This window comes from Knoellia koreensis, assembly GCF_013041615.1.
Lineage (GTDB): Bacteria > Actinomycetota > Actinomycetes > Actinomycetales > Dermatophilaceae > Pedococcus > Pedococcus koreensis.
This window is the reverse complement of record NZ_JABEPQ010000002.1, coordinates 484142-507109: the sequence shown is the minus strand read 5'-3', so window position 1 is coordinate 507109 and position 22968 is coordinate 484142. Positions and strand designations below refer to the sequence as shown.

21 protein-coding genes are annotated in these 22968 nt (G+C 72.2%); 6 read left to right on the top strand and 15 right to left on the bottom strand.

Annotated features, from left to right (window positions below):
• Positions 1 to 27: 27 nt before the first annotated feature.
• Positions 28 to 1317, top strand: a complete 1290-nt coding sequence (locus HJG52_RS10695) for a thymidine phosphorylase (protein WP_171243578.1) — start codon at positions 28 to 30, stop codon at positions 1315 to 1317.
• On the opposite strand, the gene HJG52_RS10690 is transcribed toward HJG52_RS10695, so the two are convergent.
• Together HJG52_RS10690 and HJG52_RS10685 are read right to left on the bottom strand one after the other, a co-directional pair.
• The gene (locus tag HJG52_RS10690; RefSeq protein ID WP_171243577.1) at positions 1298 to 2164 is read right to left on the bottom strand and encodes an alpha/beta fold hydrolase; all 867 of its coding nucleotides are present in this window, start codon (positions 2162 to 2164) and stop codon (positions 1298 to 1300) included. The two genes, HJG52_RS10695 and HJG52_RS10690, sit on opposite strands and share 20 nt — an antisense overlap.
• Positions 2165 to 2326: 162 nt before the next feature.
• Positions 2327 to 2926 (bottom strand): TetR/AcrR family transcriptional regulator, encoded by a 600-nt coding sequence (locus HJG52_RS10685; RefSeq protein WP_171243576.1) that lies wholly within the window; start codon positions 2924 to 2926, stop codon positions 2327 to 2329.
• A gap of 52 nt (positions 2927 to 2978) precedes the next feature.
• Here HJG52_RS10685 and HJG52_RS10680 point away from each other — a divergent pair, with 52 nt between their 5' ends.
• Both HJG52_RS10680 and HJG52_RS10675 read left to right on the top strand, forming a co-directional pair.
• The gene (locus HJG52_RS10680; RefSeq protein ID WP_171243575.1) at positions 2979 to 3341 is read left to right on the top strand and encodes a cupin; all 363 of its coding nucleotides are present in this window, start codon (positions 2979 to 2981) and stop codon (positions 3339 to 3341) included.
• Complete coding sequence (locus HJG52_RS10675; RefSeq protein WP_171243574.1) at positions 3338 to 4528, top strand: adenosine deaminase; 1191 nt, start codon at positions 3338 to 3340, stop codon at positions 4526 to 4528. The genes HJG52_RS10680 and HJG52_RS10675 overlap by 4 nt, the downstream gene beginning before the upstream one ends.
• Before the next feature lie 9 nt (positions 4529 to 4537).
• Here HJG52_RS10675 and HJG52_RS10670 read toward each other — a convergent pair whose 3' ends face one another.
• Positions 4538 to 5359, bottom strand: a complete 822-nt coding sequence (locus tag HJG52_RS10670) for an RDD family protein (protein WP_171243573.1) — start codon at positions 5357 to 5359, stop codon at positions 4538 to 4540.
• A gap of 23 nt (positions 5360 to 5382) precedes the next feature.
• On the opposite strand from HJG52_RS10670, the gene HJG52_RS10665 reads away from it, so the two are divergent.
• Positions 5383 to 6378, top strand: coding sequence for a stage II sporulation protein M (locus HJG52_RS10665; RefSeq protein WP_171243572.1), 996 nt, complete (start codon positions 5383 to 5385; stop codon positions 6376 to 6378).
• A 32-nt stretch (positions 6379 to 6410) separates the two neighbouring features.
• Here HJG52_RS10665 and HJG52_RS10660 read toward each other — a convergent pair whose 3' ends face one another.
• The 12 genes from HJG52_RS10660 to HJG52_RS10605 form a co-directional block, all read right to left on the bottom strand.
• Positions 6411 to 7703, bottom strand: a complete 1293-nt coding sequence (locus HJG52_RS10660; RefSeq protein WP_171243571.1) for a DUF58 domain-containing protein — start codon at positions 7701 to 7703, stop codon at positions 6411 to 6413.
• Positions 7703 to 8797, bottom strand: a complete 1095-nt coding sequence (locus tag HJG52_RS10655) for an AAA family ATPase (RefSeq protein ID WP_171243570.1) — start codon at positions 8795 to 8797, stop codon at positions 7703 to 7705. Before HJG52_RS10655 ends, HJG52_RS10660 begins: the two co-directional genes overlap by 1 nt.
• Positions 8794 to 10083 (bottom strand): DUF4350 domain-containing protein, encoded by a 1290-nt coding sequence (locus tag HJG52_RS10650; protein WP_171243569.1) that lies wholly within the window; start codon positions 10081 to 10083, stop codon positions 8794 to 8796. The genes HJG52_RS10655 and HJG52_RS10650 overlap by 4 nt, the downstream gene beginning before the upstream one ends.
• Positions 10080 to 10724 carry a DUF4129 domain-containing protein gene (locus HJG52_RS21615; RefSeq protein ID WP_171243568.1) on the bottom strand — a complete coding sequence of 215 codons (645 nt, stop codon included), beginning with the start codon at positions 10722 to 10724 and terminating at the stop codon, positions 10080 to 10082. Before HJG52_RS21615 ends, HJG52_RS10650 begins: the two co-directional genes overlap by 4 nt.
• Entirely contained in the window at positions 10721 to 11926 is a 1206-nt protein-coding gene (locus tag HJG52_RS10640) for a DUF7847 domain-containing protein (protein WP_171243567.1), read from the bottom strand. The genes HJG52_RS21615 and HJG52_RS10640 overlap by 4 nt, the downstream gene beginning before the upstream one ends.
• A gap of 86 nt (positions 11927 to 12012) precedes the next feature.
• Positions 12013 to 12639 carry a uridine kinase family protein gene (locus HJG52_RS10635; RefSeq protein ID WP_171243566.1) on the bottom strand — a complete coding sequence of 209 codons (627 nt, stop codon included), beginning with the start codon at positions 12637 to 12639 and terminating at the stop codon, positions 12013 to 12015.
• Positions 12636 to 13559: an aldehyde dehydrogenase family protein gene (locus HJG52_RS10630; protein WP_171243565.1), complete on the bottom strand. Its 924-nt coding sequence runs from the start codon at positions 13557 to 13559 to the stop codon at positions 12636 to 12638. The genes HJG52_RS10635 and HJG52_RS10630 overlap by 4 nt, the downstream gene beginning before the upstream one ends.
• The gene (locus tag HJG52_RS10625) at positions 13556 to 15004 is read right to left on the bottom strand and encodes an aldehyde dehydrogenase family protein (protein WP_171243564.1); all 1449 of its coding nucleotides are present in this window, start codon (positions 15002 to 15004) and stop codon (positions 13556 to 13558) included. Before HJG52_RS10625 ends, HJG52_RS10630 begins: the two co-directional genes overlap by 4 nt.
• 26 nt (positions 15005 to 15030) lie before the next feature.
• Complete coding sequence (deoC, locus tag HJG52_RS10620) at positions 15031 to 16035, bottom strand: deoxyribose-phosphate aldolase (protein WP_171243563.1); 1005 nt, start codon at positions 16033 to 16035, stop codon at positions 15031 to 15033.
• Positions 16036 to 16137: 102 nt separating this feature from the next.
• Complete coding sequence (locus HJG52_RS10615; RefSeq protein ID WP_171243562.1) at positions 16138 to 17295, bottom strand: S1C family serine protease; 1158 nt, start codon at positions 17293 to 17295, stop codon at positions 16138 to 16140.
• Between the two features lie 176 nt (positions 17296 to 17471).
• Positions 17472 to 19187 carry a phospho-sugar mutase gene (locus tag HJG52_RS10610; protein WP_171243561.1) on the bottom strand — a complete coding sequence of 572 codons (1716 nt, stop codon included), beginning with the start codon at positions 19185 to 19187 and terminating at the stop codon, positions 17472 to 17474.
• Positions 19188 to 19200: 13 nt separating this feature from the next.
• Positions 19201 to 20052 carry a purine-nucleoside phosphorylase gene (locus tag HJG52_RS10605; protein ID WP_171243560.1) on the bottom strand — a complete coding sequence of 284 codons (852 nt, stop codon included), beginning with the start codon at positions 20050 to 20052 and terminating at the stop codon, positions 19201 to 19203.
• 56 nt (positions 20053 to 20108) lie between these two features.
• On the opposite strand from HJG52_RS10605, the gene HJG52_RS10600 reads away from it, so the two are divergent.
• Positions 20109 to 21524: an NAD(P)H-quinone dehydrogenase gene (locus HJG52_RS10600; RefSeq protein ID WP_171243559.1), complete on the top strand. Its 1416-nt coding sequence runs from the start codon at positions 20109 to 20111 to the stop codon at positions 21522 to 21524.
• Positions 21525 to 21804: 280 nt separating this feature from the next.
• Positions 21805 to 22947: an Rv0909 family putative TA system antitoxin gene (locus tag HJG52_RS10595; protein WP_171243558.1), complete on the top strand. Its 1143-nt coding sequence runs from the start codon at positions 21805 to 21807 to the stop codon at positions 22945 to 22947.
• Positions 22948 to 22968: the final 21 nt, after the last annotated feature.

The following is a 22968-nucleotide window of genomic DNA, read 5'->3' as shown; positions in this document are numbered from 1 at the left end:
GGGGCACGGGTCTGACAGGATGCGGTCATGAGCGAGAAGTTCGACGCGGTCGACGTCATCATCACCAAGCGCGACAAGGGTGAGCTGTCCGACGAGCAGATCGACTGGGTGATCGACGCCTACACCCGTGGCGCCGTGGCCGACGAGCAGATGTCGAGCCTGGGCATGGCCATCCTGCTCAACGGGATGAACCGCCGCGAGATCTCGCGCTGGACCGCCGCCATGATTGCCTCGGGCGAGCGGATGGACTTCTCGAGCCTGTCGCGCCCGACCGCTGACAAGCACTCGACCGGCGGTGTCGGTGACAAGATCACCCTCCCGCTCGCGCCGCTGGTCGCGGCCTGCGGTGTCGCCGTGCCGCAGCTGTCGGGCCGCGGCCTCGGCCACACCGGCGGCACGCTCGACAAGCTCGAGTCGATCCCGGGGTGGAAGGCGGCGATGAGCAACGAGCAGATGCTCGCCCAGCTCGAGGACGTCGGCGCCGTGATCTGTGCGGCCGGGGACGGGCTCGCGCCGGCCGACAAGAAGCTCTACGCCCTGCGCGACGTCACTGGCACGGTCGAGGCGATCCCGCTCATCGCCTCCTCGATCATGAGCAAGAAGATCGCCGAGGGCACCGGGGCCCTGGTGCTGGACGTCAAGGTCGGAAGCGGCGCCTTCATGAAGAACGTCGACGACGCCCGCGAGCTGGCCCGCACGATGGTCGACCTCGGCACCGACGCCGGCGTGAAGACGGTCGCGATGCTCACCAACATGCAGGTGCCACTCGGCCTCACCGCGGGCAACGCCCTCGAGGTGCGCGAGTCGGTGGAGGTGCTCGCTGGCGGGGGCCCCGAGGACGTCGTCGAGCTCACCCTGGCGCTCGCCCGCGAGATGCTCGCGGCGGCCGGTCACACCGACGTCGACCCGGCTGACGCGTTGAAGGACGGCCGGGCCATGGACGTCTGGAAGGCGATGATCCGCGCGCAGGGCGGCAACCCCGACGCAGACCTGCCGGTCGCGAAGGAGACGCACGAGGTCCTCGCCCCGGCGGACGGCATACTCACCCAGCTCGACGCGCTCAAGGTGGGTGTCGCCGCATGGCGGCTCGGCGCCGGCCGCGCACGCAAGGAGGACCCGGTGCAGGCCGGTGCGGGCGTCGAGATGCACGCCAAGCCGGGCGCCTCGGTGCGCGCCGGCGAGAAGCTCCTCACCCTGCACACCGACACCCCCGAGCGGTTCGAGCGCGCGCTGGAGGCGCTCGACGGCGCCTGGACGATCGCGCCGGAGGGCTCGCGACCCGACCTGCTGCCGTTGGTCATCGAGAAGATCTCCTGACCGTCGCGGCGGCCGTGACCGCGTGTGCCGTCACGCGTTCGACGACCGCCGGGTCGCGCAGGAGCCGTCGGTGGCCGAGTCCGTCGGTGAGCATCAGCCTGGCGTCGTGCCACGCGCTGGAGAGCTCGACCGACCCCTTCATCGGGACCTCACGGTCGCCCCTGTCGTGGACGAGCAGCAGCGCCGGCAGGCTCCGCTGCCGGGATGCGATGGAGACCGCGTCGACCTCGCCCAGTGCGACTCCGGTGCGCCGTTCGCCGCGGCGGGTCAGCTCGGCGGCCGACCTCGGCCCGAGCGCGAGGGCGGCGGCGAAGCGGCGCTCGAGCGGCGCGGCCTCGAGGGCCGGTGCGAGGAAGGCGTAGGCCTCGGGACGAACCCCCAGCTCGAGGGCACGGACCGCGGCGAGGGCCCCGAGCGAGTGGGCCACGACGACCGTCGGGTGGCCGAACTCGCGCACCACCGCTGCCAGGGCGTCGGCCATCTCGACGACATCGGTCGATCGGCGTCCGTGGCGGCCTCGGCCGGAGCCGCCGTGGGCGGGAGCGTCGAAGGCGACCACGCACAGGCCCGCGCGGTGCAGGGACGTGACGTGGGCACCCAGTTGCTGCCACCACCCGCCCCAGCCATGCACGAGGTATGCCGTCGGGTCGCCCCAGCTGCCGTAGACCCGACCGCGCAGGGCGCCGCCACCCCACGGCAGCTCGAAGGGTTCGCCGCCCGGCGGTGTCTCGGCCGCACGATGCGTGGCGGGAGCGGTGGGCGGCGTCCGGAACCACAGCCACTCCGCGAGTCGTCCGGCCACTGCGGGGGAGCGGCGCTCGAGCCCGGGAAGCAGGGCAGCGGCCACCCGGGTGGCCTGTGCACCAGCCGACGGTCGCGGCCGGCGCCGCGCGCGCCGCCCCGCGCCACGAGGTGACGCCGCTCGAGTCGGCGACACGAGCTGAGGCATAACACGAACGATCGTGCTTTTTTCTGGAGACATGTCAGGACTCCTCGAGGTGATGGCCGATCAGGCCCGGATGTGGTCGAGCAGCCGGTCGAAGGCTGCCGTGGCCCGGGCCGTCGACGAGTCGTCGCGCAGCAGCCGGGTCGTGAAGTTGTAACCCAGGACGATGGCGAGCAGGTCCTGCGCAAACGCAGCCGCGTCGGCATCCGGCCGGAACTGCCCCTCGGTGATGCCACCGCGCACGATCGTCTCCACCGTGTCGAGCAGGTCGCGCTCGGTCTGCACCACCTTGGTGCGCACCGGACCATCGGGTGCGTCGTCGAATTCGCTTGCCACAGCGCTGAAGATGCAGCCACCGGGCAGTGCGTACTCGGCATACCCACCCCACCCGAGCCAGCGCTCGAAGAGCGCGCGCAGCCGCGGCTCCCCCCGCGGTTCCTTGAGGGCGGGTCGGATCACCACACGGGTGAAGTGGTCGGCGGCGTGGTCGAGCACCGCCGTCTGCAGGCCCTCCTTGGACCCGAAGTGGGAGAACAGTCCGCTCTTGGACATGCCCATCGAGTCGGCGAGCCCGCCGATGGTGATGCCCCGCAGGCCGAGCTGGCTGGACTGTGCCAGCGCCTCGGTCAGCACCGCCTCACGCGTCTCCTCGCCCTTGCCCATGACCCAATAAAAGCACGACCGTTCGAGCCGGACAAGCCACTAGGGTGAGACCGTGCCAGAGCTCATCGCGAAACCCACGACCATCCCCGTCCCCGGCGGCAAGATCATCGACGAGCACGTCGGCCGGGTGAACACCGGCACGGACGCCGTGTCGATCGCGCACATGAAGGCGCCGGCCGACTGGACCGAGCCGTTCCAGGCGCCCGCCTTCGACGAGTACACCCTCGTGCTCGCGGGTGCGGTGCTCGTCGACCACGACGGCGGACAGCTGCGGGTCGAGGCGGGGCAGAGCGTGCTGACGCGGGCGGGCGAGCGCATCCGCTACTCCACCGGCAGCGAGGGTGCGGAGTACGTCGCGGTGTGCCTCCCGGCGTTCTCGCCGGAAAGCGTCAACCGCGAGGAGGACGGCGAATGATCTTCGGCCGCAAGGGAAACGACGACGCTGACGAGCTCGAGCCCGGCCCCGACGCTCCACAGCCCGGCTCCACGGCGGACAAGATCCTGCGCGCACCCAAGGCGTTGCTGCACGACCACCTCGACGGCGGGCTGCGCCCGCAGACGGTCATCGAGATCGCCGACGAGGTCGGGTATGCCGGGCTGCCGGCCGACGACGCCGCGAGCCTCGCGCAGTGGTTCCGCGAGAGTGCCGACTCCGGCTCCCTGGTGCGCTACCTCGAGACCTTCGACCACACGCTCGCGGTGATGCAGACCGCCGACGGCCTACGCCGGGTGGCCCGCGAGAGCGTGCTCGACCTCGCGGCCGACGGGGTCGTCTACGCCGAGAGCCGCTACGCCCCCGAGCAGCACCTCCAGGCCGGGCTGGAGCTCGAGGACGTCGTCGAGGCCGTCAACGCCGGCTTCCGCGAGGGTGAGGAGGAGGCCGCCGCAGCGGGCCACCCGATGCGCGTCACCGCACTGCTCACCGCCATGCGCCACGCCGCCAAGTCGACCGAGATCGCCGAGCTCGCCGTGCGCTACCGCGACCAGGGCGTCGCGGGGTTCGACATCGCGGGCGCCGAGGCCGGATTCCCACCCACCCGGCACCTCGACGCGTTCGAGTACCTCCGCCGCGAGAACGCCCACTTCACCATCCACGCAGGCGAGGCGTTCGGGCTCCCCAGCATCTGGGAGGCGATCCAGTGGTGCGGCGCCGACCGCCTCGGCCACGGCGTGCGCATCGTCGACGACCTCACCATCATGGGCGCCCCGTTCGGTGACGACGTCGCCAAGGCGATTGCCGCGGACGGCGACGACGTGCGACTCGGCCGGCTCGCGGCATACATCAGGGACCGGCGCATCCCGCTCGAGATGGCGCCCAGCAGCAACGTCCAGACCGGCGCAGCGGAATCCATTGCGCTGCACCCGATTTCGCTGCTCAAACGGTTGCGGTTCCGGGTGACGGTCAACACCGACAACCGGCTCATGAGTGGCACGTCGATGTCGCGCGAGATGGGGCTGCTCGTCGAGGAGGCCGGCTGGTCGCTGGAGGACCTGCGCTGGGTCACGATCAACGCGATGAAGTCCGCGTTCATCCCGTTCGACGAGCGACTCGCCATCATCGACGACGTCGTCAAGCCCGGGTATGCCGCGCTGCTCGACTGAGTGCGGCCGCTAGCCGAGCGGGTCGGCGGGCAGGACTCGCCGGCGCAGAGCGTCCTCGCGTGCCAGCCGGTCGGCGTCGCGACGGCGCCGGTCGGCCACCACCGCGGCGAGGACGTACTCGGCGTGGACGCCCGGCGGCGGCGGGGGAGCGACGTGCGGAAGGACCGCGCCGAGGAGCTCCTGCCCCAACTGGTGACGCGACGCCGGTGACAGGGTCTGGGCCCGACCGAGGAACTGGCGCACGGCGATCGCCAGCCCCGGCGGCAGGGCGGCGAGGTCGGCGCTGGCCGCCCACTGCGCCAGTCCCGGGGGCATCTGTGGCGGCGGAAGCATGCGCATGGGCGCGCGCTGGGTCACGACGTAGGTGCCGGCAGCCATGTCGCCGAGCCGTTTGGCGCGCGGGTTGACCATCGCCGTCACCAACGCACCGGACCCGAACAGCAGGTAGATCTCGACCCATCCCACGAGGGCGCGGGTGAGGGCGTGCCGCACGGTGATCGGTCCACCGTCGTCACGCACGACCCGCAGCCCCAGGGCCAGCTTGCCGAGGGTGCGCCCGCGGGTGAAGGTCTCGACCAGGGTGGGGAGGGCAACGGTGACCCCCACCGCCAGGACGATCCCCGCGGCCCCGGCCACGGCATCCGAGGCGCCGGTGGTGAGGAAGCTGAGGGCAATGCTGCCACCCAGGAGCAGCGCACCCGCCACGAGCAGGTCGATGAGCCCCGACGCCGCGCGCGACGGCACCCCGGCGATGGGAAGCTCGACCTCCACCCCCTCGCCGGTGACCAGGTCGTCGGTCCCGTAGCTGCGGTAACCGGCCGCCGCGTCCATGTCCCGAAGCATAGGCTGCAACCGTGGACCTCGATGCCTATGTCGCCGCACGCCAAGGGGCCTGGGCGCGCCTGGACGAGCTGAGCCGGCGGCGGCGGCTCACCGGGGCGGAGAGCGACGAGCTGCTCGACCTCTACCAGCGTGTGTCGACCGACCTGTCGGCCGTGCGCTCCGCGAGCCCGGACCCGTCGGTCGTCTCGCACCTCTCGTTGCTGCTGACGCGAGCGCGGTTGGCGATGGCGGGCACCCGCACCACGACGTGGTCCGACGTGCTGGGCTTCTTCACCCGAACCTTCCCGGCAGCGCTCTACCGCACTCGTCGGTGGTGGATCACCGTGGCGCTGGTCAACCTCGCCGTCGTCGCGCTCGTGGCGTGGTGGACCCTGCGCAACCCGCAGGTCTACACCAGCCAGCTGTCGCCGGCGGAGATCCAGGCCTATGTCGGCACCGACTTCGAGAACTACTACAGCGAGTTCCCGCACCACGAGTTCGCGACCCTGGTGTGGCTCAACAACGCGTGGGTGTCTGCTCAGGCGATCGCGTTCGGGGTGCTCGGGCTGCCGGTTGCGTACGTGCTGTTCGCCAACACCCAGAGCCTGGGAGTCGTTGCGGCACTGACGATCTCGCACGACCGGGGCAGTTTGTTCTTCGGGCTCATCCTGCCGCACGGACTGCTCGAGCTGACAGCCGTCTTCGTGGCTGGTGCGATCGGACTGCGGCTGTTCTGGTCGTGGGTCGAACCCGGTGGCCGCACCCGGCTCCAGGCGTTCGCAGCGGAGGGACGCACCGCCATCGCGATGGCGCTCGGTCTCGCGTGCGTGCTCCTCGTGAGCGGCATCATCGAAGGCTTCGTCACCCCCTCAGACCTGCCGACGTGGGCGCGGATCGGCATCGGCGTGGTCGCCGAGGCCGCGTTCCTCACCTACGCCCTCGTCCTGGGCCGCCGCGCCCACCTCGCCGGTGCGACGGGCGACGTGGCGTCCCGCGACGCCGGTGACGCGGTCCCCGTCGCCGGCTGACCCGGCGGTATGCCGCGGGGGCGGCGAGTGCGTCAGAGCAGGCCCTGGCGCTTGAGCATGAGGTAGTGGTCGGCCAGCCGCACCGGCAGCAGGTCCGGGGGTTCGTCGATCACGTCGACGCCGAGGCGGTGCAGGGCGGCGGCGGTGCGTTCGCGCAGCTCGGTGCTGCGTTCGGCCGCGGCGGCGTCATAGGCCTGCGCGACCGTCCCGCGTTCGCTGCGCATGGCGGCGACGGCGGGGTCGGCCACGGAGGCCACCACGACGCGGTGGTGGGCGGCCAGGGCCGGGAGCACCGGCAGCAGGCCCTGCTCGACGGCGGAGGGTTCGAGCGCGGTGAGCAGGACGACGAGCGCCCGGTGGCTGCTGGCCCGCGTGACCTCGGTGGCGAGCATTGTCCAGTCGGCCTCGACGAGCCGGGCGTCGACGGGTGCGAGGTTGCTGATGGTGTCGTGCAGCAGGCGGGCCCGGTCGGCGCCGCCGACGCGTGTGTGCACGGCGCGGTCGCCTGCGATGACCTGCACCCGGTCGCGGGCGTGCCCGGCGAGGGCGGTGAGCAGGAGGGCTGCGTCCATGGCGGCGTCGAGACGGGGCCAGTCGCCCACGCGGCCGGCCGCGGTGCGTGAGCTGTCGACGACAATGACGATCCGCCGATGCTGTTCCGGCTGCCACGTGCGCACGACGAGGTGCTGGCGGCGGGCGGTGGCACGCCAGTCGATGCTGCGCACGTCGTCGCCCTCGACGTAGTCGCGCAGGCTGTCGAACTCCGTGCCCTGGCCGCGTGTGCGCAGCGCGGCCCGGCCGTCGAGCTGGCGCAGGACCGCGAGCCGGCTCGGCAGGTGCTTGCGCGCCGGGAACGGGTGCAGGGCCCGCAGCCGTCCCGGCACCTCGACCGACCGCTGTCGTGCGGCCAGGCCGAGTGGTCCGGTGGAGCGCACGGTGACCCGGTCCGCATGCCGGTCGCCCCGACGGGTGGGCGCGAGGGAGGTCACCACCCGGCGGCGCTCGCCCGCGGGTAGGTCGAGGCGGTGCCGTGTGGGCGTGGCTCCGGCCGACGGTGGCCAGGCGTCGCGCACCTGACCCCGGACCCGCCGCGTGCCGAGGTTGGTCATCTCGAGCGTGGTGCTGTCGCGCTCGCCCAGCCGCACCGGGTTGGGCCCGATTCGCCTGTAGGACAAGGCTTTTGGCGACGGGGCGAGAGCCAGGTCGAGCGCCACGAGCAGGAGGACGGCGAGCACCCACCAACGCACCGTGTTGCCCTGCGGCCACACGGCGACGGGCACCAGTCCCAGCAGGACCAGTGCGACGGCGCGCAGGGTGAGGGCCATCAGCGGGGGACCGGCACCGTCCCGAGCGCACTGTCGAGCACCGCCGAGACGCTGACGCCCTCGAGCTCGGCCTCTGGTCGCAGCGACAGCCGGTGCGCCAAGGTCGCGTGGGCGAGCGACTTCACGTCGTCCGGGGTGACGTAGCCGCGCCCGCCGAGCCACGCCCACGCGCGCGCCGTCGCCATGAGCGCGGTCGCGCCACGCGGGCTGACGCCGAGGGCGAGCGAGGGCGAGTTGCGGGTCGCGCGCGCGATGTCGACGACGTATGCCGCGACCTCGTCGGACACCTCGACGCTGCGGACCGCATCGGCGCCGGCCGCGACGTCGTCAGCCGACGCGACCGCTCGCAACCCCGCCGCGGCCAGGTCACGGGGGTCGAAGCCGTCGGCGTGCCGGCGCAGCACCGAGATCTCGTCGTCACGTGGCGGCAGCGGCAGCGTCACCTTGAGGAGGAACCGGTCGAGCTGGGCCTCCGGCAGCGGGTAGGTGCCTTCGTACTCGACGGGGTTCTGGGTGGCCGCGACCATGAACGGCAGTGGGAGCGGGTGCGGCTGGCCGTCGATGCTGACCTGCCGCTCCTCCATGGCCTCCAGCAGCGCCGACTGCGTCTTGGGCGGTGTCCGGTTGATCTCGTCCGCCAGCAGCAGGTTGGTGAAGACCGGCCCGGGCCGGAACGTGAAGTCGCTCTCCGCGGCGTCGAAGACCAGGGAGCCCGTGAGGTCGCCCGGCATCAGGTCGGGCGTGAACTGCACCCGCTTGGTCTCCACCGACAGGGCCGCAGCGAGGCTGCGCACCAGCAGTGTCTTGGCAACGCCCGGGACACCCTCGAGCAGGATGTGGCCGCGGCACAGCAGGGCCACCAGCAGCCCCGCGACGGCTGCGTCCTGGCCGACGACGGCCTTGGCCACCTCGGCGCGGACCGCGAGCAGCGCGGCGCGGGCGTCCGGCGCGGCCGCGGGTGGGCCGTCGGCGGAGGCGGGTGCGCTCGCAGTGGCGACAGGCTGGGTCACCCCCGGTTGGGACGGCTGTCCGGCGGGTGGTTGCACGCCGGTGGGCTGGTCGACGCCCGGGTTCGGGTGGGGCTGGTCGGTCATTGGATCTGGACCTTCTCCTCGAGTTCGGTCAGGGCGCTGGCCAGGTTCGCCAGGTCGGTGTCGGTCTCAGGTGCCGCCCCGGCGAGCAGCGCGCGGACGTGCTCCAGCGGCATACCACTGGCACCGGCCGCGGCGGCGGCCACGGCGTCCACGTCGCGCGGGTCGGCGGCCAGTCGGCGGGCCAGCCGCCCGAGCGTGGCGCGCCGCAGGATCACGGCGGCGCGACCCCGGTCGCGGGCCCGCCGGTAGAGGCGGCCGCGGCTCTCGGTGGTCTCGACCGCGCGCACGACCACCGGCAGCGGCTCGGGCACCAGGCGTCCGAGGCGACGGCCGCGGGCGAGGGCCAGCGCGATGACGGCAACGGCAGCCAGGGCGACTGCAGGGCCGAGCCAGCGGGGCCACGGTGTCGGTCCAGCCGAGTCGTCGCCGACGCTGGCGAGGTCGGACACGTCGGGCTGGTACCAGATCAGCCGCTTGGACGTCCCGAGCGCGCGGACGGCGACACCGGCGCTGGAGTCCTCGTCGACGAAGCGGTTGGTGAAGCTCGAGCCGAAGCCGATGACGACGACCTCGGGGCCGCGGGCACCGGCGGGGACGGTCGCCATGCCGACCCCGTAGGCGTACGGGTCACTGGGCTTGCTCTCGCCGGACTTGCCGGACTTGGAACCAGACCCGCGACGCGACTGGTCCGGCGGCGGTACCGCGAAGCAGGGCACCGCCGCGTCGGTGGCGGCACCATCGGCCGGCACGAGCCGCACGTCGGTGCCCTCGACGTGGTCGTCGGCGCGGGCCACGGTGCTGGTGCAGTCGGCCCGCAACGAGACCGTGGGGTCGCCCGGGATCGCCGCGAGGGGCAGGTCCATCGCCGCGAGCTGTTCGGTCGACGGGGCGAGCAGCACGACGCGGTCGGCGCTGCGGGTCTCCTCGGCGAGGGTGGCGGCGGCACTGGTGCCGAGGTACTCGCCGTTGGCCATGACGACCGTCGCGCCGGACCCGATGCCGGCGTCGGCGAGCTCACCGATGGAGCGCACCACGTCGACGGTGACGCCGTGGCGCTGCAGGACCCGGACGAGGACGTTGGCGCCGTTCGGCCCGCGGTCCTCGGGCTCGAGCAGGCGGTCGGGCGCGGCGGTGCTGAGCGCGATGGCCGCGAGGGCCCCGACACCGAGTGCCACGACCAGGCCCCACACGATCCGGCGTCGGACCCGGGTGGCGCGCGGTGCCACGTGGCTCTTCGCGGGTGCCGGGTCGGTGAGCGTCGCCGACACGGTGGGGGAGGTGGTCATCGGGCGACGACCTGCGGCGACGTCGAGTCGTCGGTGAGGACCGGGCGGGCGTGACGCAGCGCGGTGTCGAGGTCGACAACGGCCTTCGCCTGCTCGTTGCTCGCGGGGCGGTGGCCATAGCGGACGTCGTCAAAATCATTGGCAGCACTGGTGATTGCCGCGCCGTGATCGGGGAAGGCGGGTGCGATCCCGACCGCCACCTCGTGGGCAGTGCGTCCGGGCAGGTCGACGAGGAGCGTGCGTTCGACGGCCGAGGCGGCGATGGCGCGGTAGGCGTCGAGGAGTGCCGTGTCCCAGTCGCCACGCGCGAGGGCGCGCTGGGCGCGGTCACGGTATGCCGCGGCGTCCAGGCCTTCGTCGTCGACCGCGCCACCGCGTGGCGTGCGTCGGCCGACCCGCGACTCGGGACGGACGCGCCGCAGCACCACCAGGACGATCAGCGCAACGACGACGAGCAGTGCGACCACGAGCAGCGTGGTGGGCGCTCGTCCGCCGGGTGCGAAGTCGAAGAACTGGTTCAGCCACTCCAGGAACCGTTGCCACCACGGGGGTTCCGTGGAGTAGCGGCCGGTGCCCAGCTCGTCGAGCACCCACTGCCGCGCCTCGGGCGAGGTCGGGTCGAGGGGTGGCGTGTCGTTCACCGCACCGTGGGCCCGGTGGTCGGGGTGCCGGCGCCGGACTGCTGGGCGGCGGTGACGAGCTGGACGTCGAAGCCCTCGCGCCGGATGCGCTGGTCCACGTAGAGGAGCGAGTCGACGCCGGCCGTGAACGGTGTCGTCAGGGCGCCGGTGATGAGGCCGGTCACGCCGGTGACGACCGCCTGCCAGATGTAGAACCGGCTGAGGTCGCCGGCGCCGGCGGCCAGGACCATCGTGACGATGCCCAGCGGCACGGCCACGACCTGGGCGGCGAGGCCGACGATGAACGACGTGAGCAGCCGGATGCCGAAGATCCGCCAGAACTGGTTGCCGCCGGTGAGCCGCCAGGACCTGCGGAAGGCTTCGACCACCGCGGTGCGTTCGAGCACCACCACGGCGGTGACGAAGGCCAGCCGGGTGGTCAGGAAGAACATGACGACGAGCAGGGCGAGCAGGCCGAGGAGACCGGCGCCGATGGCGATCCCGATCGATGCGTCGTCCTTGGTCTGGATGGCGTTGACGATGGCGACCACCGGCAGTGCCGCGATGACGACGAACGCCACGGTGTACAGGGCGGTGGTGAGCAGGGTGGCGCCGATGACCTGGGGCAGCCGGCCGCGCACGCCGTCCCACGTCTGCCCGGCCGACACCCGGCGACCCATGACCGCCTGACCCACCACCCAGGCGACGATGCCGGTCAACAGGACCGTCGAGAGCCAGGTGCCGAAGCTGGGGATGTACTGCGCGATGGTTCCGACGAGGGGCAGGGCCTCGCCACCCGTCGCGTCGGGCTCGAAGTCGGTGGACTCGAATGACGCGACCCAGGCGCCGAGCGCAGTGGTCGGCACGAGGAACACCAGGGTGGTGACCAGGGCCAGCCCCATCGTGGCCGCGACGTTGCCCCGGATCGTCTTGACCACGGCACCGTAGATGTCGCCGAGGGTGAGGGGCCGCAACGGGATCACGCCGGGCCGGAACTCCATGACCGGTGGGCGGTAGCCGGGCGCGGGCGCCGGGGGAGGGACCTGGTATGCCGGCGGGGTGGCGGAGGAGGGCGGCTGCCCGGGGGCGGGTGGCGGGGTCGGCGCCGGAGCCGGAGCCGGCGCCGGCGGGTAGCCGGACGCGGGCGACTGGCCGGGCGCAGGCGACTGCCCGGGCTGGTGCGGGCGCTCGCTACCCGGTGCGACCCACGGTTGGTCCGTCATCTCGTGCTCCCCCTCGTGTGCGTGCTCGAAACCCTAACGGACGCACCGGTCGCGGACCCTCGGTTCCGGGCGCACCGGCATACCTGTCATCGGGCGAGCCGAGCGAGCGTCGCCTCGAGCGTCCGGGGCCGCGCCGGTTCTGCGCCAAGGGCCCGCTGGCGCGCCACGACCTTCGGCTGGTCGCGCATGAGCGCGAGGCCGCGTCGCACGAGGGTCCACGGCGGCTTGCGGTGCTCGGACAGGTCGCGCACGAGGCGGTAGACGAACGTCGTGAACCGGTCGTGGTGCACGCAGTAGGCGCCGGCGAGCAGCCCGCGTTCGCGCAGGGCGCCGATGATCTCGGCCGCGAAGATGCCCTCGGCGAGGACGAGGTCGTCGGGGCGGGCGGTGACGACGGCAGTGCCCACCGCGCGGCTGGTCGAGATGTCGTAGACGGGTGTCTCGACGGCCCCGGTGCGCACGAGCGTGTCGAGGGCCGCGACCGCGGCGGTGGCGTTCCATGAACCCGGGTCGTCCCAGTCGACGATGCCGAGCTCGGCCTGTCGAGGCATCGGCGGGTCGCCTGTGTCATCGACGTCCCGGTAGAAGTCGTCGAGCCGCACGATCGGCCACCCGTGGGCGGCGTTGAGCCGCCCGGCGAGGCGTGACTTGCCGGCACCGCTCGGCCCGGCGAGGACGACGACCCGCGCGGTGGTCGGGTGCTGGGGACTCACCGGCCCTTGGGGTGCCAGACGGTCTTGGTCTCGAGGAACGCCTGGATGCGCGAGAGGTCGGGGTCGGCGGTCCAGTCGGGCTCGACCGCGTCGGCGCCCACGCCCGCCGGGCGGACGACGCGCTTGAGGTTGTCGGCGGCAGCGAGCTCGAGGTCACCCCAGACGACGCCCTCGGCCTCGGCCGCACCGGCCAGGTCGATCGCGTTGACGTCGCGGTGCGAGGCGATCCACGGCGCGACCTCGGCGGTGCGCCCGGTGATGAGGTTGACGACCCCGCCGGGCACGTCGGACGTGGCGAGGGCCTCGGAGAAGGTGATCGCCGGCAACGGCCGCAGCTCACTCGTCAGGACGACCGTGGTGTTGCCGGAGACGATGGCCGGTGCGATGACCGACACGAGCCCGAGCAGCGAACTGCGTTGCGGCGCAAGGATTCCCACCACACCGGTCGGCTCGGGCGCGGAGATGTCGAAGTAGGGGCCGGCGACGGGGTTCAGCCCGCCGAGCACCTGGGCGATCTTGTCGGACCACCCGGCATACCAGACCCAGCGGTCGATGGCGGCGCTGACGAGCGCCTCGGCGCGACGCTCGGTGACGCCCTCGCTGGCGCGCACCTCGGCGACGAACTGGGCTCTGCGTCCCTCCATCACCTCGGCGATGCGATAGAGCACCTGACCGCGGTTGTATGCCGTGGCGCCGGCCCAGCCGGCGAAGGCGCCGCGCGCTGCGACGACAGCGTCGCGGGCGTCCTTGCGCGAGCCCTGCGCGGCGTTGGCGAGGAACTTCCCGCGGCTGTCGGTGACCTCGTAGGAGCGGCCGGACTCCGAGCGGGGGAACTTGCCGCCGATGTAGAGCTTGTAGGTCTTGCGCACGTCGAGGCGCTCGTCGGCGCGCTGACTGGTGCGCTGGGCCGTGGGGCTCACTTGGTGTCTCCCGTCGTGACGTAGGCAGCCAGGCCGTGCTTGCCACCCTCGCGGCCGTAGCCGGACTCCTTGTAGCCACCGAAGGGGCTGGTCGGGTCGAACTTGTTGAACGTGTTGGCCCAGACGACCCCGGCGCGGAGCTGGTCGGCCATCCACAGGATGCGCGAGCCCTTCTCGGTCCAGATGCCGGCGGACAGGCCGTAGGGGGTGTTGTTGGCCTTGGCCACCGCCTCGTGCGGGGTGCGGAACGTCAGCACCGACAGCACCGGTCCGAAGATCTCCTCCTGGGCGATGCGGTGGGTCTGCGAGACACCGGTGAACACGGTCGGGCGGAACCAGAATCCCTTGTCCGGCAACGGACATCCGTTGTCCCAGCGCTCGGCTCCCTCGGCCTCACCGGCGTCGGTGAGCTCGGTGATGCGCGACAGCTGTGCCTTGGAGTTGATGGCGCCGACGTCGGTGTTCTTGTCGAGCGGGTCACCGACGCGCAGGGTGGCGAGGCGCCGCTTGAGCCGCTTCTCGACCTCGTCGGCGATGGACTCCTGCACGAGCAGCCGCGAGCCGGCGCAGCACACGTGGCCCTGGTTGAAGAAGATGCCGTTGACGATGCCCTCGACGGCCTGGTCGATGGGGGCGTCGTCGAAGATGATGTTGGCCGCCTTGCCGCCCAGCTCGAGGGTGGCCTTCTTGCGGGTGCCGGCGATCGAGCGGGCGATCATCTTGCCGACTCCGGTGGACCCGGTGAACGCGAGCTTGTCGATGTCGGGGTGGTCGACGATGGCCTGACCCGTGGTCCCTGCGCCGGTGACGATGTTGACGACACCCGGCGGCAGGTCGGCCTGCTGGAGCACCTCCGCGAACAGCAGCGCCGACAGGGGAGTGGTCTCGGCCGGCTTGATGACGACGGTGTTGCCGGTCGCCAGCGCGGGCGCGATCTTCCACGCCAGCATCAGCAACGGGAAGTTCCACGGAATGACCTGACCCACGACTCCGTGCGGGCGGGCACCCGCTCCCAGCCCGGCATACTCGAGCTTGTCAGCCCACCCCGCGTGGTAGAAGAAGTGCGCGGCGGCCAGCGGCACGTCGACGTCACGGCTCTCGCGGATCGGCTTGCCGTTGTCGAGGCTCTCGAGCACAGCGAACTCGCGCGCCCGCTCCTGGAGGATCCGGGCGATGCGGAAGAGGTACTTGCCGCGGTCGGCGCCCGACATCCGGCCCCACGGGCCGTTGAACGCGCGGCGGGCGGCGGCGACGGCGCGGTCGACGTCGGCCGGGCTGGCCTCGGTCACCTCGGCCAGGACCTCCTCGGTCGCCGGGCTGATCGACTTGAACGCCGACCCGCCCTCGCTGTCGGTGAACTCGCCGTTGATGAACAGCCCGTAGGAGGGCTTGAGGTCGACGACGGCACGCGACTCGGGAGCCGGTGCGTACTCGAACTTGGCCATGTCAGTCCTTGGTCCTCACGCAGGAATCAGTAGAGGCTGGGAGAGTCGTCGGTCACGTAGTCGGCGCCGGAGTAGGCGCCGGTCGCGATCCGCTGCCGTTGCAGGAGAAGGTCGTTCAGCAGGCTCGACGCCCCGAACCGGAACCAGTGGTTGTCGAGCCACTCCTCGCCCGCGACCTCGTTGACCGTCACGAGGTACTTGAGCGCGTCCTTGCTGGTGCGGATGCCACCGGCCGGCTTGACCCCGACCATCTCGCCGGTGAGGTCGAGCCAGTCGCGCACGGCCTCGAGCATGATCATCGTGACCGGCAGCGTCGCGGCGGGCGACACCTTGCCGGTGGAGGTCTTGATGAAGTCACCGCCGGCGAGCATCGACAGCCATGACGCACGTCGCACGTTGTCGTAGGTGACGAGCTCACCAGTCTCCATGATCACCTTGAGACGCGCGTCGCCACACGCCTCCTTCACCGCCGCGATCTCGCGGAACACCGTGAGGTAGTCACCCGCCAGGAACGCGCCGCGGTCGATGACCATGTCGATCTCGTCGGCCCCGGCCTCCACCGCGAACCGGGTGTCGGCCAGCTTGACCGGCATCGACGCGCGCCCGCTCGGGAACGCCGTCGCGACCGCGGCCACGTTGACGCGCGAGTCGGCGCCGAGCGCGTCCTTGGCGATCTCGACCATGTCGCCGTAGACACAGACGGCCGCGGGGCGCGGTGTCGACAGGTCGGTCACGTCAGGGGTGAGGGCCTTGGCGCACAGCCCGCGGACCTTGCCCGGGGTGTCGGCGCCCTCGAGGGTGGTGAGGTCGATCATCGAGATCGCCGTGTCGATGCCCCACTGCTTGCTGGTGGTCTTGATCGACCGGGTGCCGAGCGCGGCGGCCCGGGCCTCGGCGCCGACCTGGTCGACACCGGGCAGGCCGTGCAACCAGCTCGTCAGGGCGGTGTTGGTCAGGCGGGTCACGCCGAGCAGGTCTCGCGCCCGCGCGGTGGCGTCGACGGCGGAGTCCGCGGCAACAGTGGTGCTCACCGGACGATCCTAGCCCGCTCCCGGCGCCCGCTTGCGTCTGCGTGAGTGGTGATTATAGCCGCCGTTGACGCAGACGCAAGCAAGGGGGGTATGCCGGGTGGCTCAGGCAGCGGGTCCCTCACCGAGGGTGACCGTCGCCGTGTGGCTGGTGCCGGTCGCATCGGTCCAGGTGATCGCGACCTTGTCGCCCGGCTGTCGCTGCGCGAGGGCTGCGGTGAGCTCGTCGGCGCTCGCGACCTCGGTCCCGCCGACAGCGGTGATCGTGTCGCCGCTGGTCAGGCCGGCGCGGTCCGCCGCCGAGTCGGTGACGACACCCGCGATGGTGACGCCGGCGGCATACGCGCTCTGCTGCGGCGCCCACCCGCCCCACTGGCCGTAGGCGCTGGTCTGCACCCCGAGGAACGCGGGCACGCCCTGGGAGATGGTCGCGTTGTCGGCGCCGGCGAGGATCTGGCTGGCGATGTCGAGCGCGTGGTCGATCGGGATGGCGTAGCCGGCGACCGTCTGGCCGGTGCGGTCGGTCTGCGCGGCGGTGTCGATGCCGACGAGCCTGCCGTCCGCGTCGAGCAGCGGGCCGCCGGAGTCGCCCGAGGCGATGGCCGCGCTGGTCTCGATGAGCCCGGTGAGCGTCTCACCGCTGCCGGTGCCGTCGCTCGCGGTGATCTGCTGGTCGAGGTCGGTGACGGTGCCGGGGCTCGCGGCGGTCCCGGGTTCGTTGCCCGCGTTGCCGACTCCGGTGACCTCGTCGCCGACCGCGAGGCCGGACGCGGTGCCGATCGGTGCGGTGGCCAGGCCGCTGGCCCCCTCGAGCTGGAGGACGGCGATGTCGTTGGTGGCGCTGGTCCCGACCACCTTTGCGGCATACGAGCGGCCGGTCGAGAGCGCCGTGACCTTGATCGACGTCGAACCGGACACGACGTGGTTGTTGGTGAGGACCTCCCCGCCCGAGGTGAGGACGATGCCGGTGCCGGCCGCCTCACCCTGCCCGAAGTTCACCGTGGTGACGATGTCGACGACCCCGGTCAGCTGGGAGTCGGATGCTTCGGTGGTCGCCTGGGTAGTGGTCGTCTGAGCGGCGGAATCGCCGTAGCCCCAAGCGAATCCGTCGCGAGCCCATGGCGGTGCGGCGGTCGTCGCGACGGTCGCCGCATGGCCGGGTGGGGGCGCCATCAGCTGGGCGCCGCCGAAGGTGATGGTGCCGACCGCGAGGGCGCCGGCGGCCGCGACGGTGAGGGTTCGGGATCGGGGGAGGAGTCGCATCGGAGGTCACCTGCGGTTCTGGTGTGGTCGGTTGCTGTCGACCACCACCACACCGCGCCCCCGTGCGAGAGCCCTGTGCCGTCCTTGTGCCCTTCCTGTGGACCTCCGGCTCGCGTGCGTCTGCGTGAACGGTTGCTGGAGCCGCCACTCACGCAGACGCAAGCAAGGGCGGGGTGTCAGAGGCGGGTGAGTGACTCCAGGTCGGTGCGTATGCCGGCCAGCCGCTTCACTGCTGCCGCCTTCGCCTCCCCGAGCCGGCTGGCGTCGTCGACCGGCTCGATGACCTCGAGGTAGACCTTGACCTTGGGCTCGGTGCCCGACGGCCGCACGATGATGCGTGAGTCGTCGGCGAGGTAGTAGCGCAGCCCGTCGGTCGGGGGCAGGTCCTCGCTGCCGGCCGACAGGTCGTCGGCGCGGGTGACCGCGACACCGGCCACCTCGGCCGGTGCATGGTCGCGCAGCTTGGCCATGATCTGCGGGATCAGCGCGAGGTCGTCGACCCGTACCGAGAACGAGTCGGTCGCGTGCACCCCGTGCTCGACCGCCAGCGCGTCGAGCAGGTCGGCGAGCGACCGGCCCTGCGCCTTCAGCGTCGCCACCAGCTCGGCCACCATGAGCGCCGCGCTGACCCCGTCCTTGTCGCGCACGGTGCCGGGGTCGACGCAGTAACCGAGCGCCTCCTCGTAGCCGTAGCGCAGGCCCTCGACCCGCGAGATCCACTTGAACCCGGTCAGCGTCTCCTCGTGCCGGAGCCCGGCCGCGCTCGCGATTGCGGCGAGCAGCCGCGACGACACGATCGAGTTGGCGAACACCGCGTCCGGCGAGACCCCGCGCGCCAGCACGTGCGCGCCCAGCAGCGCTCCCACCTCGTCGCCGCGCAGCATCCGCCACCCGCCGGGCGCCGGGATCGCGACCGCGCACCGGTCGGCGTCGGGGTCGTTGGCGATGACGACGTCGGGACCGGTCTGCTCGGCCAGCTCGAGCGCCGCGTCCATCGCGCCCGGCTCCTCCGGGTTGGGAAACGACACCGTCGGGAACGCCGGGTCCGGCCGTGCCTGGCTCTCGACCGGGATCGGCGCGGCATACCCGGCGCGCAGGAACGCCGCCTTGACCGTCTCCGCACCCACCCCGTGGAGCGCGGTGTGCACGACGGTCACATCGCGGGGCGAGTCGTCGGCGACGACCGCGGCCGTCGCGGTGAGGTACTCGTCGAGCACGTCGTCCTCGAGCGTCTCCCAGCCGTCGTCGGCGAGCGCCACGTCCGCCACCGCCGAGACGCGGGCGATGTGCCGGGCGATCTGGCTGTCCGACGGCGGCACGATCTGAGACCCGTCACCGAGGTAGACCTTGTAGCCGTTGTCCTGCGGCGGGTTGTGGCTCGCCGTCACCATCACCCCCGCGTCGGCGCCGAGGAAGCGAATCGCGTACGCCAGCACCGGAGTTGGCAGCGGGCGCGGCAGGATCGCAGCCTTGCCACCGGCGCCGACGACGACCGCCGCCGTGTCGCGGGCGAAGACGTCGGACTTGGTGCGGGCGTCATAGCCGATCACCACAAGGGGCTCCGGCTTGGTCTCCTGCAGGTATGCCGTGAGGCCGGCTGCCGCCCGGATGACGACCGAGCGGTTCATCCGGTTGGGGCCGGCGCCGATGGCGCCGCGCAGCCCGGCGGTGCCGAACTCGAGCATGCCGGAGAACCGGTCGGCGAGGTCGGCCAGCGCCGCCTCGTCACCGTCCTTGGCGCGGGCGAGGACGTCACCGAGCTCGACGCGGGTGTCGTGGTCGGGGTCGTCGTCGATCCAGGCCTGCGCGGCCTCGATCAGCTCCTGGGCTTCGGTGTCGGCCCCGCCGGAAGGCGAGGCGGACGCGCGGCCGTGGCGGGCGGCATACGTCATGGTCGTGGTCCTCTCAAATCTGGGCGACGACGGCGGAGAGGAGGCGACCACAGCGTTCGGCGGCGGCCTGGCCCGCCTCGATGACCTCCTCGTGCGAGAGCGGCTGGTCGCTGATGCCGGCGGCGAGGTTGGTGACGAGCGAGATGCCGAGGACGTCGAGCCCGGCCTGGCGCGCGGCGATCGCCTCGAGCGTGGTGGACATGCCGACGAGGTCGCCCCCGAGCACCTTGGCCATCTGCACCTCGGCCGGCGTCTCGTAGTGGGGACCACGGAACTGCACGTAGACGCCCTCGTCGAGCTCGGGGTCGACGCTGCGGGCGAGGTCTCGAAGCCGGGGCGTGTAGAGGTCGGTGAGGTCGACGAAGTTGGCGCCCTCGATGGGGGAGGTGGCCGTGAGGTTGAGGTGGTCGCGGATGAGGACGGGCGTGCCGGGTGCCCAGTCGGGGTTGAGGCCCCCGCACCCGTTGGTGAGGACGATGGTCCGGCAACCGGCCGCGGCGGCGGTGCGCACCGCGTGGACCACGGCGCGCACGCCCTTGCCCTCGTAGAAGTGGGTGCGGGTGCCGTAGACGAGCGCGCGCCGACCGGTGTCACCGATGGCGACCGAGCGCATCGTGCCGGAGTGACCGGCGACCGCGGCCTTGGCGAAGCCGGGCACCTCGGAGTTGTCGATCGTCGCGAGCGTCTCGCCGATCAGGTCACCGGTCTGGCCCCACCCGGAGCCGAGGACGAGCGCGACGTCGTGGCGCTCGGCGCCCGTCTTCTCAGCGATCACCGCCGCGGCGGCTCGGGCCACCTCGAACGGGTCGGTGCTCGGGTCGGACAGGTCCAGGTTGGCCGTCGTGGGGCCGTTCTGCTCGCTCACCTGCGCACTGTAGCGAGCCCGGGCCGAGCGCCGCACCGGCCCACGGGGGTGGTTGGATGGGTGCCGTGAACGCGCCAGACACCTCCGTCGTCATCGTCGGTGGCGGCCCCGGCGGGTACGAAGCCGCGCTGGTCGCAGCCCACCTCGGGGCCAAGGTCACGGTCGTCGACCGCGATGGCGTGGGTGGCGCCGCGGTGCTCACCGACTGCGTGCCGTCCAAGACGCTCATCTCGACGGCCGACTTCATGTCGCAGTTCGAGACCGCCTCCGACCTCGGCGTGCACCTCGAGGACGACGAGGGCGACGAGGTCGCCGACTCGGTCGCGCAGCTGCCCGCCGTCAACAAGCGCATCCGGGCGCTCGCAGCGGCGCAGTCACGTGACATCGCCGGCCGGCTCGCGACCGATGGCGTGACCATCCTCGACGGCACCGGACGGCTCGCGTCCGCCTCGCAGGTCGAGGTCGCCCACGCCGACGGGTCCACCTCGACCCTGGACGCCGACGTGGTCCTGCTCGCGACCGGCGCGACACCGCGGGTCATGCCGAGTGCGCAGCCCGACGGCGAGCGCATCCTCACCTGGCAGCAGATCTATGAGCTGACGGACCTGCCCGAGCACCTCGTCGTCGTCGGCTCCGGTGTCACCGGTGCCGAGCTCGCGCAGGCCTACCTCGGGCTCGGCAGCCGTGTCACCCTCGTGTCGTCGCGCGACCGCGTGTTGCCCGGCGAGGACGCCGACGCGGCCACCGTGATCGAGGACGTCTTCCGCAAGCGCGGCATGGAGGTCCTCGGGCAGTCGCGGATGGAGTCGGTGACGCGGACCGCGTCCGGGGTGCTCGTGAAGCTCGTCGACGGACGCGAGGTCGAGGGCTCGCACGCGCTGCTCGCCGTCGGCTCGGTGCCGCAGACGTCCGGCCTCGGGCTCGAGGAGGCGGGCGTGCGGCTCGCCGAATCCGGTCACATCCAGGTCGACCGCGTCTCCCGCACGAGCGTGCGAGGTGTGTATGCCGCGGGCGACTGCACGGGGGTCCTTCCCCTTGCGTCGGTGGCGGCGATGCAGGGGCGGATCGCCATGGCGCACGCCCTCGGGGACGCGGTGGCACCGCTCAACCTGCACAGCGTCTCGGCGAACATCTTCACCGACCCCGAGATCGCGACGGTCGGCTACTCGCAGAAGGACGTCGACGAGGGCACGGTCGACGCCACGGCAGTGATGCTGCCGCTGGCCACCAACCCGCGCGCCAAGATGCAGGGCATCACCGACGGGTTCGTGAAGCTGTTCGCCCGCCGTGGGGTGGGCACGGTCGTCGGGGGAGTGGTCGTGGCGCCGCGGGCGTCCGAGCTCATCTACCCCGTGACCTTGGCGGTGCAGCACTCGCTCACCGTCGACCAGCTGGCCGGGACGTTCACCGTCTACCCGTCGCTGTCCGGCTCGATCGCCGAGGCGGCACGCCAGCTCCACGCCCGCGACTGAGCCGCGCCCGCGGCATACCCAGCCGTCGGCAACCCACCCAAATGGAACGTCGTTGACGTCGGTAACCCACCCAAATGGAACATCGTTGACGTCGGTAACCCACCCAAATGGAACATCGTTGACGTCGGCAACCCACCCAAATGGAAGATCGTTGACGACCCGCAGGCGTGGTTCGAGCCAAGCTTGAAACGGACAATTCTCGCGACCGGTGAGTAGGGTCGGCCGTGACGGCACCCCGGGGACCGTCTCCCTGTAGTTCACACGCACTGGAAGGCAGATCATGGCCGACGGTTGGATGGACAAGATCAAGGATTACGTCAAGGGCAATCCGGAACAGGCCGATTCGGCCATCGAGAAGGTCGAGAACGCCATCGACTCCAAGACCGGTGGCAAGTACTCGGAGCAGATCGACAAGGGCGGCGACGCGATCCGCGGCAAGCTCGGGATCCCGGGCCAGCAGGACCCGCAGGCGCCGGGGGATGCCCCTGGCCAGGTCCCGGGTGACCAACCCGGCCAGACGCAGTCGGACCAGACGATCCCCTCGCCCACGCCGGAGCCGGGTCCCTCGCCGACGCCCGACCCGACCCCTGGGCCCGTGCCGGACCCGACGCCGCAGCCCGGCCCCGAGCCGGGGCCGGCGCCCACCCCCGAGCCCAGCCCGGTGCCGACGCCCGACCCCGGTCCGGCGCCCACCCCGGAGCCCGGCCCGGTGCCCTCGCCGGACCCCGCGCCGAGCGGTGGCGACTCGCCGGTGCCGGACCCGACCGCACCGGCCCCTTCCGACTCGACGGCATCCGACCCGACGGCTCCGGAGCCCACCGGGCCCTCGTCCTCGACGGACACGACGGCCGGACCGCCTTCGTCGACCGACACGACGGCCGGTGACAGCACCACCGGGTCCACCCAGGACGGGCCCAGCTGGGACGAGCCACGGTCCGGCGACGGCGAAGCCGGACCGGCCGACCACGGCCGTTACGACGGTGACACCGGTTCTGCCGACACGGGTTCGGGTGACAGCGGAGCTGGCGACTACGGGTCGTCTGGTGACGCGACGTCCGGTGAGGCGCCGAACCCCAGCCCCGGCACCGGCGACCCGCAGCCCGGCGGTTCCGCGGCCGACGACGGCTCCCTGACCCCCGGCCAGGACACCGGTTCTGGCGACTCGGGTTCGTGGGACCGCGGTGGCGACTCGGGTTCGGCCGACACGGGTTCAAGCGACACCGGGTCTGGTGACTCGGGTTCGTGGGACCGCGGCGGGGACGCCGGCTCGGGCGATGCCGGTTCGAGCGACGCGACGACCGATGGACCCGCGCAGGTGCCGACCGACGAGCCGGGCTCGTCCTCCGTGCCCGAGCCGGGACCCGACACCGGTGACAACCCCGGCGGTGGGGAGAAGAAGCTCCCGCCGTTCGGCCAGGGCTGACCAAGCCACCAAACGCACTTC

What these genes read in the sequence shown, in the direction of transcription:
- HJG52_RS10655 (WP_171243570.1), bottom strand. Translation starts at nt 8,797, where the DNA reads ATGACCGACCAGCCCCACCCGAACCCGGGCGTCGACCAGCCCACCGGC.
- HJG52_RS10660 (WP_171243571.1), bottom strand. Translation starts at nt 7,703, where the DNA reads ATGGCCCTCACCCTGCGCGCCGTCGCACTGGTCCTGCTGGGACTGGTG.
- HJG52_RS10650 (WP_171243569.1), bottom strand. Translation starts at nt 10,083, where the DNA reads ATGACCACCTCCCCCACCGTGTCGGCGACGCTCACCGACCCGGCACCC.
- HJG52_RS10595 (WP_171243558.1), top strand. Translation starts at nt 21,805, where the DNA reads ATGGCCGACGGTTGGATGGACAAGATCAAGGATTACGTCAAGGGCAAT.
- HJG52_RS10625 (WP_171243564.1), bottom strand. Translation starts at nt 15,004, where the DNA reads ATGGCCAAGTTCGAGTACGCACCGGCTCCCGAGTCGCGTGCCGTCGTC.
- HJG52_RS10640 (WP_171243567.1), bottom strand. Translation starts at nt 11,926, where the DNA reads ATGACGGACCAACCGTGGGTCGCACCGGGTAGCGAGCGCCCGCACCAG.
- HJG52_RS10610 (WP_171243561.1), bottom strand. Translation starts at nt 19,187, where the DNA reads ATGACGTATGCCGCCCGCCACGGCCGCGCGTCCGCCTCGCCTTCCGGC.
- HJG52_RS10600 (WP_171243559.1), top strand. Translation starts at nt 20,109, where the DNA reads ATGGGTGCCGTGAACGCGCCAGACACCTCCGTCGTCATCGTCGGTGGC.
- HJG52_RS10685 (WP_171243576.1), bottom strand. Translation starts at nt 2,926, where the DNA reads ATGGGCAAGGGCGAGGAGACGCGTGAGGCGGTGCTGACCGAGGCGCTG.
- HJG52_RS10670 (WP_171243573.1), bottom strand. Translation starts at nt 5,359, where the DNA reads ATGGACGCGGCGGCCGGTTACCGCAGCTACGGGACCGACGACCTGGTC.
- HJG52_RS10675 (WP_171243574.1), top strand. Translation starts at nt 3,338, where the DNA reads ATGATCTTCGGCCGCAAGGGAAACGACGACGCTGACGAGCTCGAGCCC.
- HJG52_RS10695 (WP_171243578.1), top strand. Translation starts at nt 28, where the DNA reads ATGAGCGAGAAGTTCGACGCGGTCGACGTCATCATCACCAAGCGCGAC.
- HJG52_RS10615 (WP_171243562.1), bottom strand. Translation starts at nt 17,295, where the DNA reads ATGCGACTCCTCCCCCGATCCCGAACCCTCACCGTCGCGGCCGCCGGC.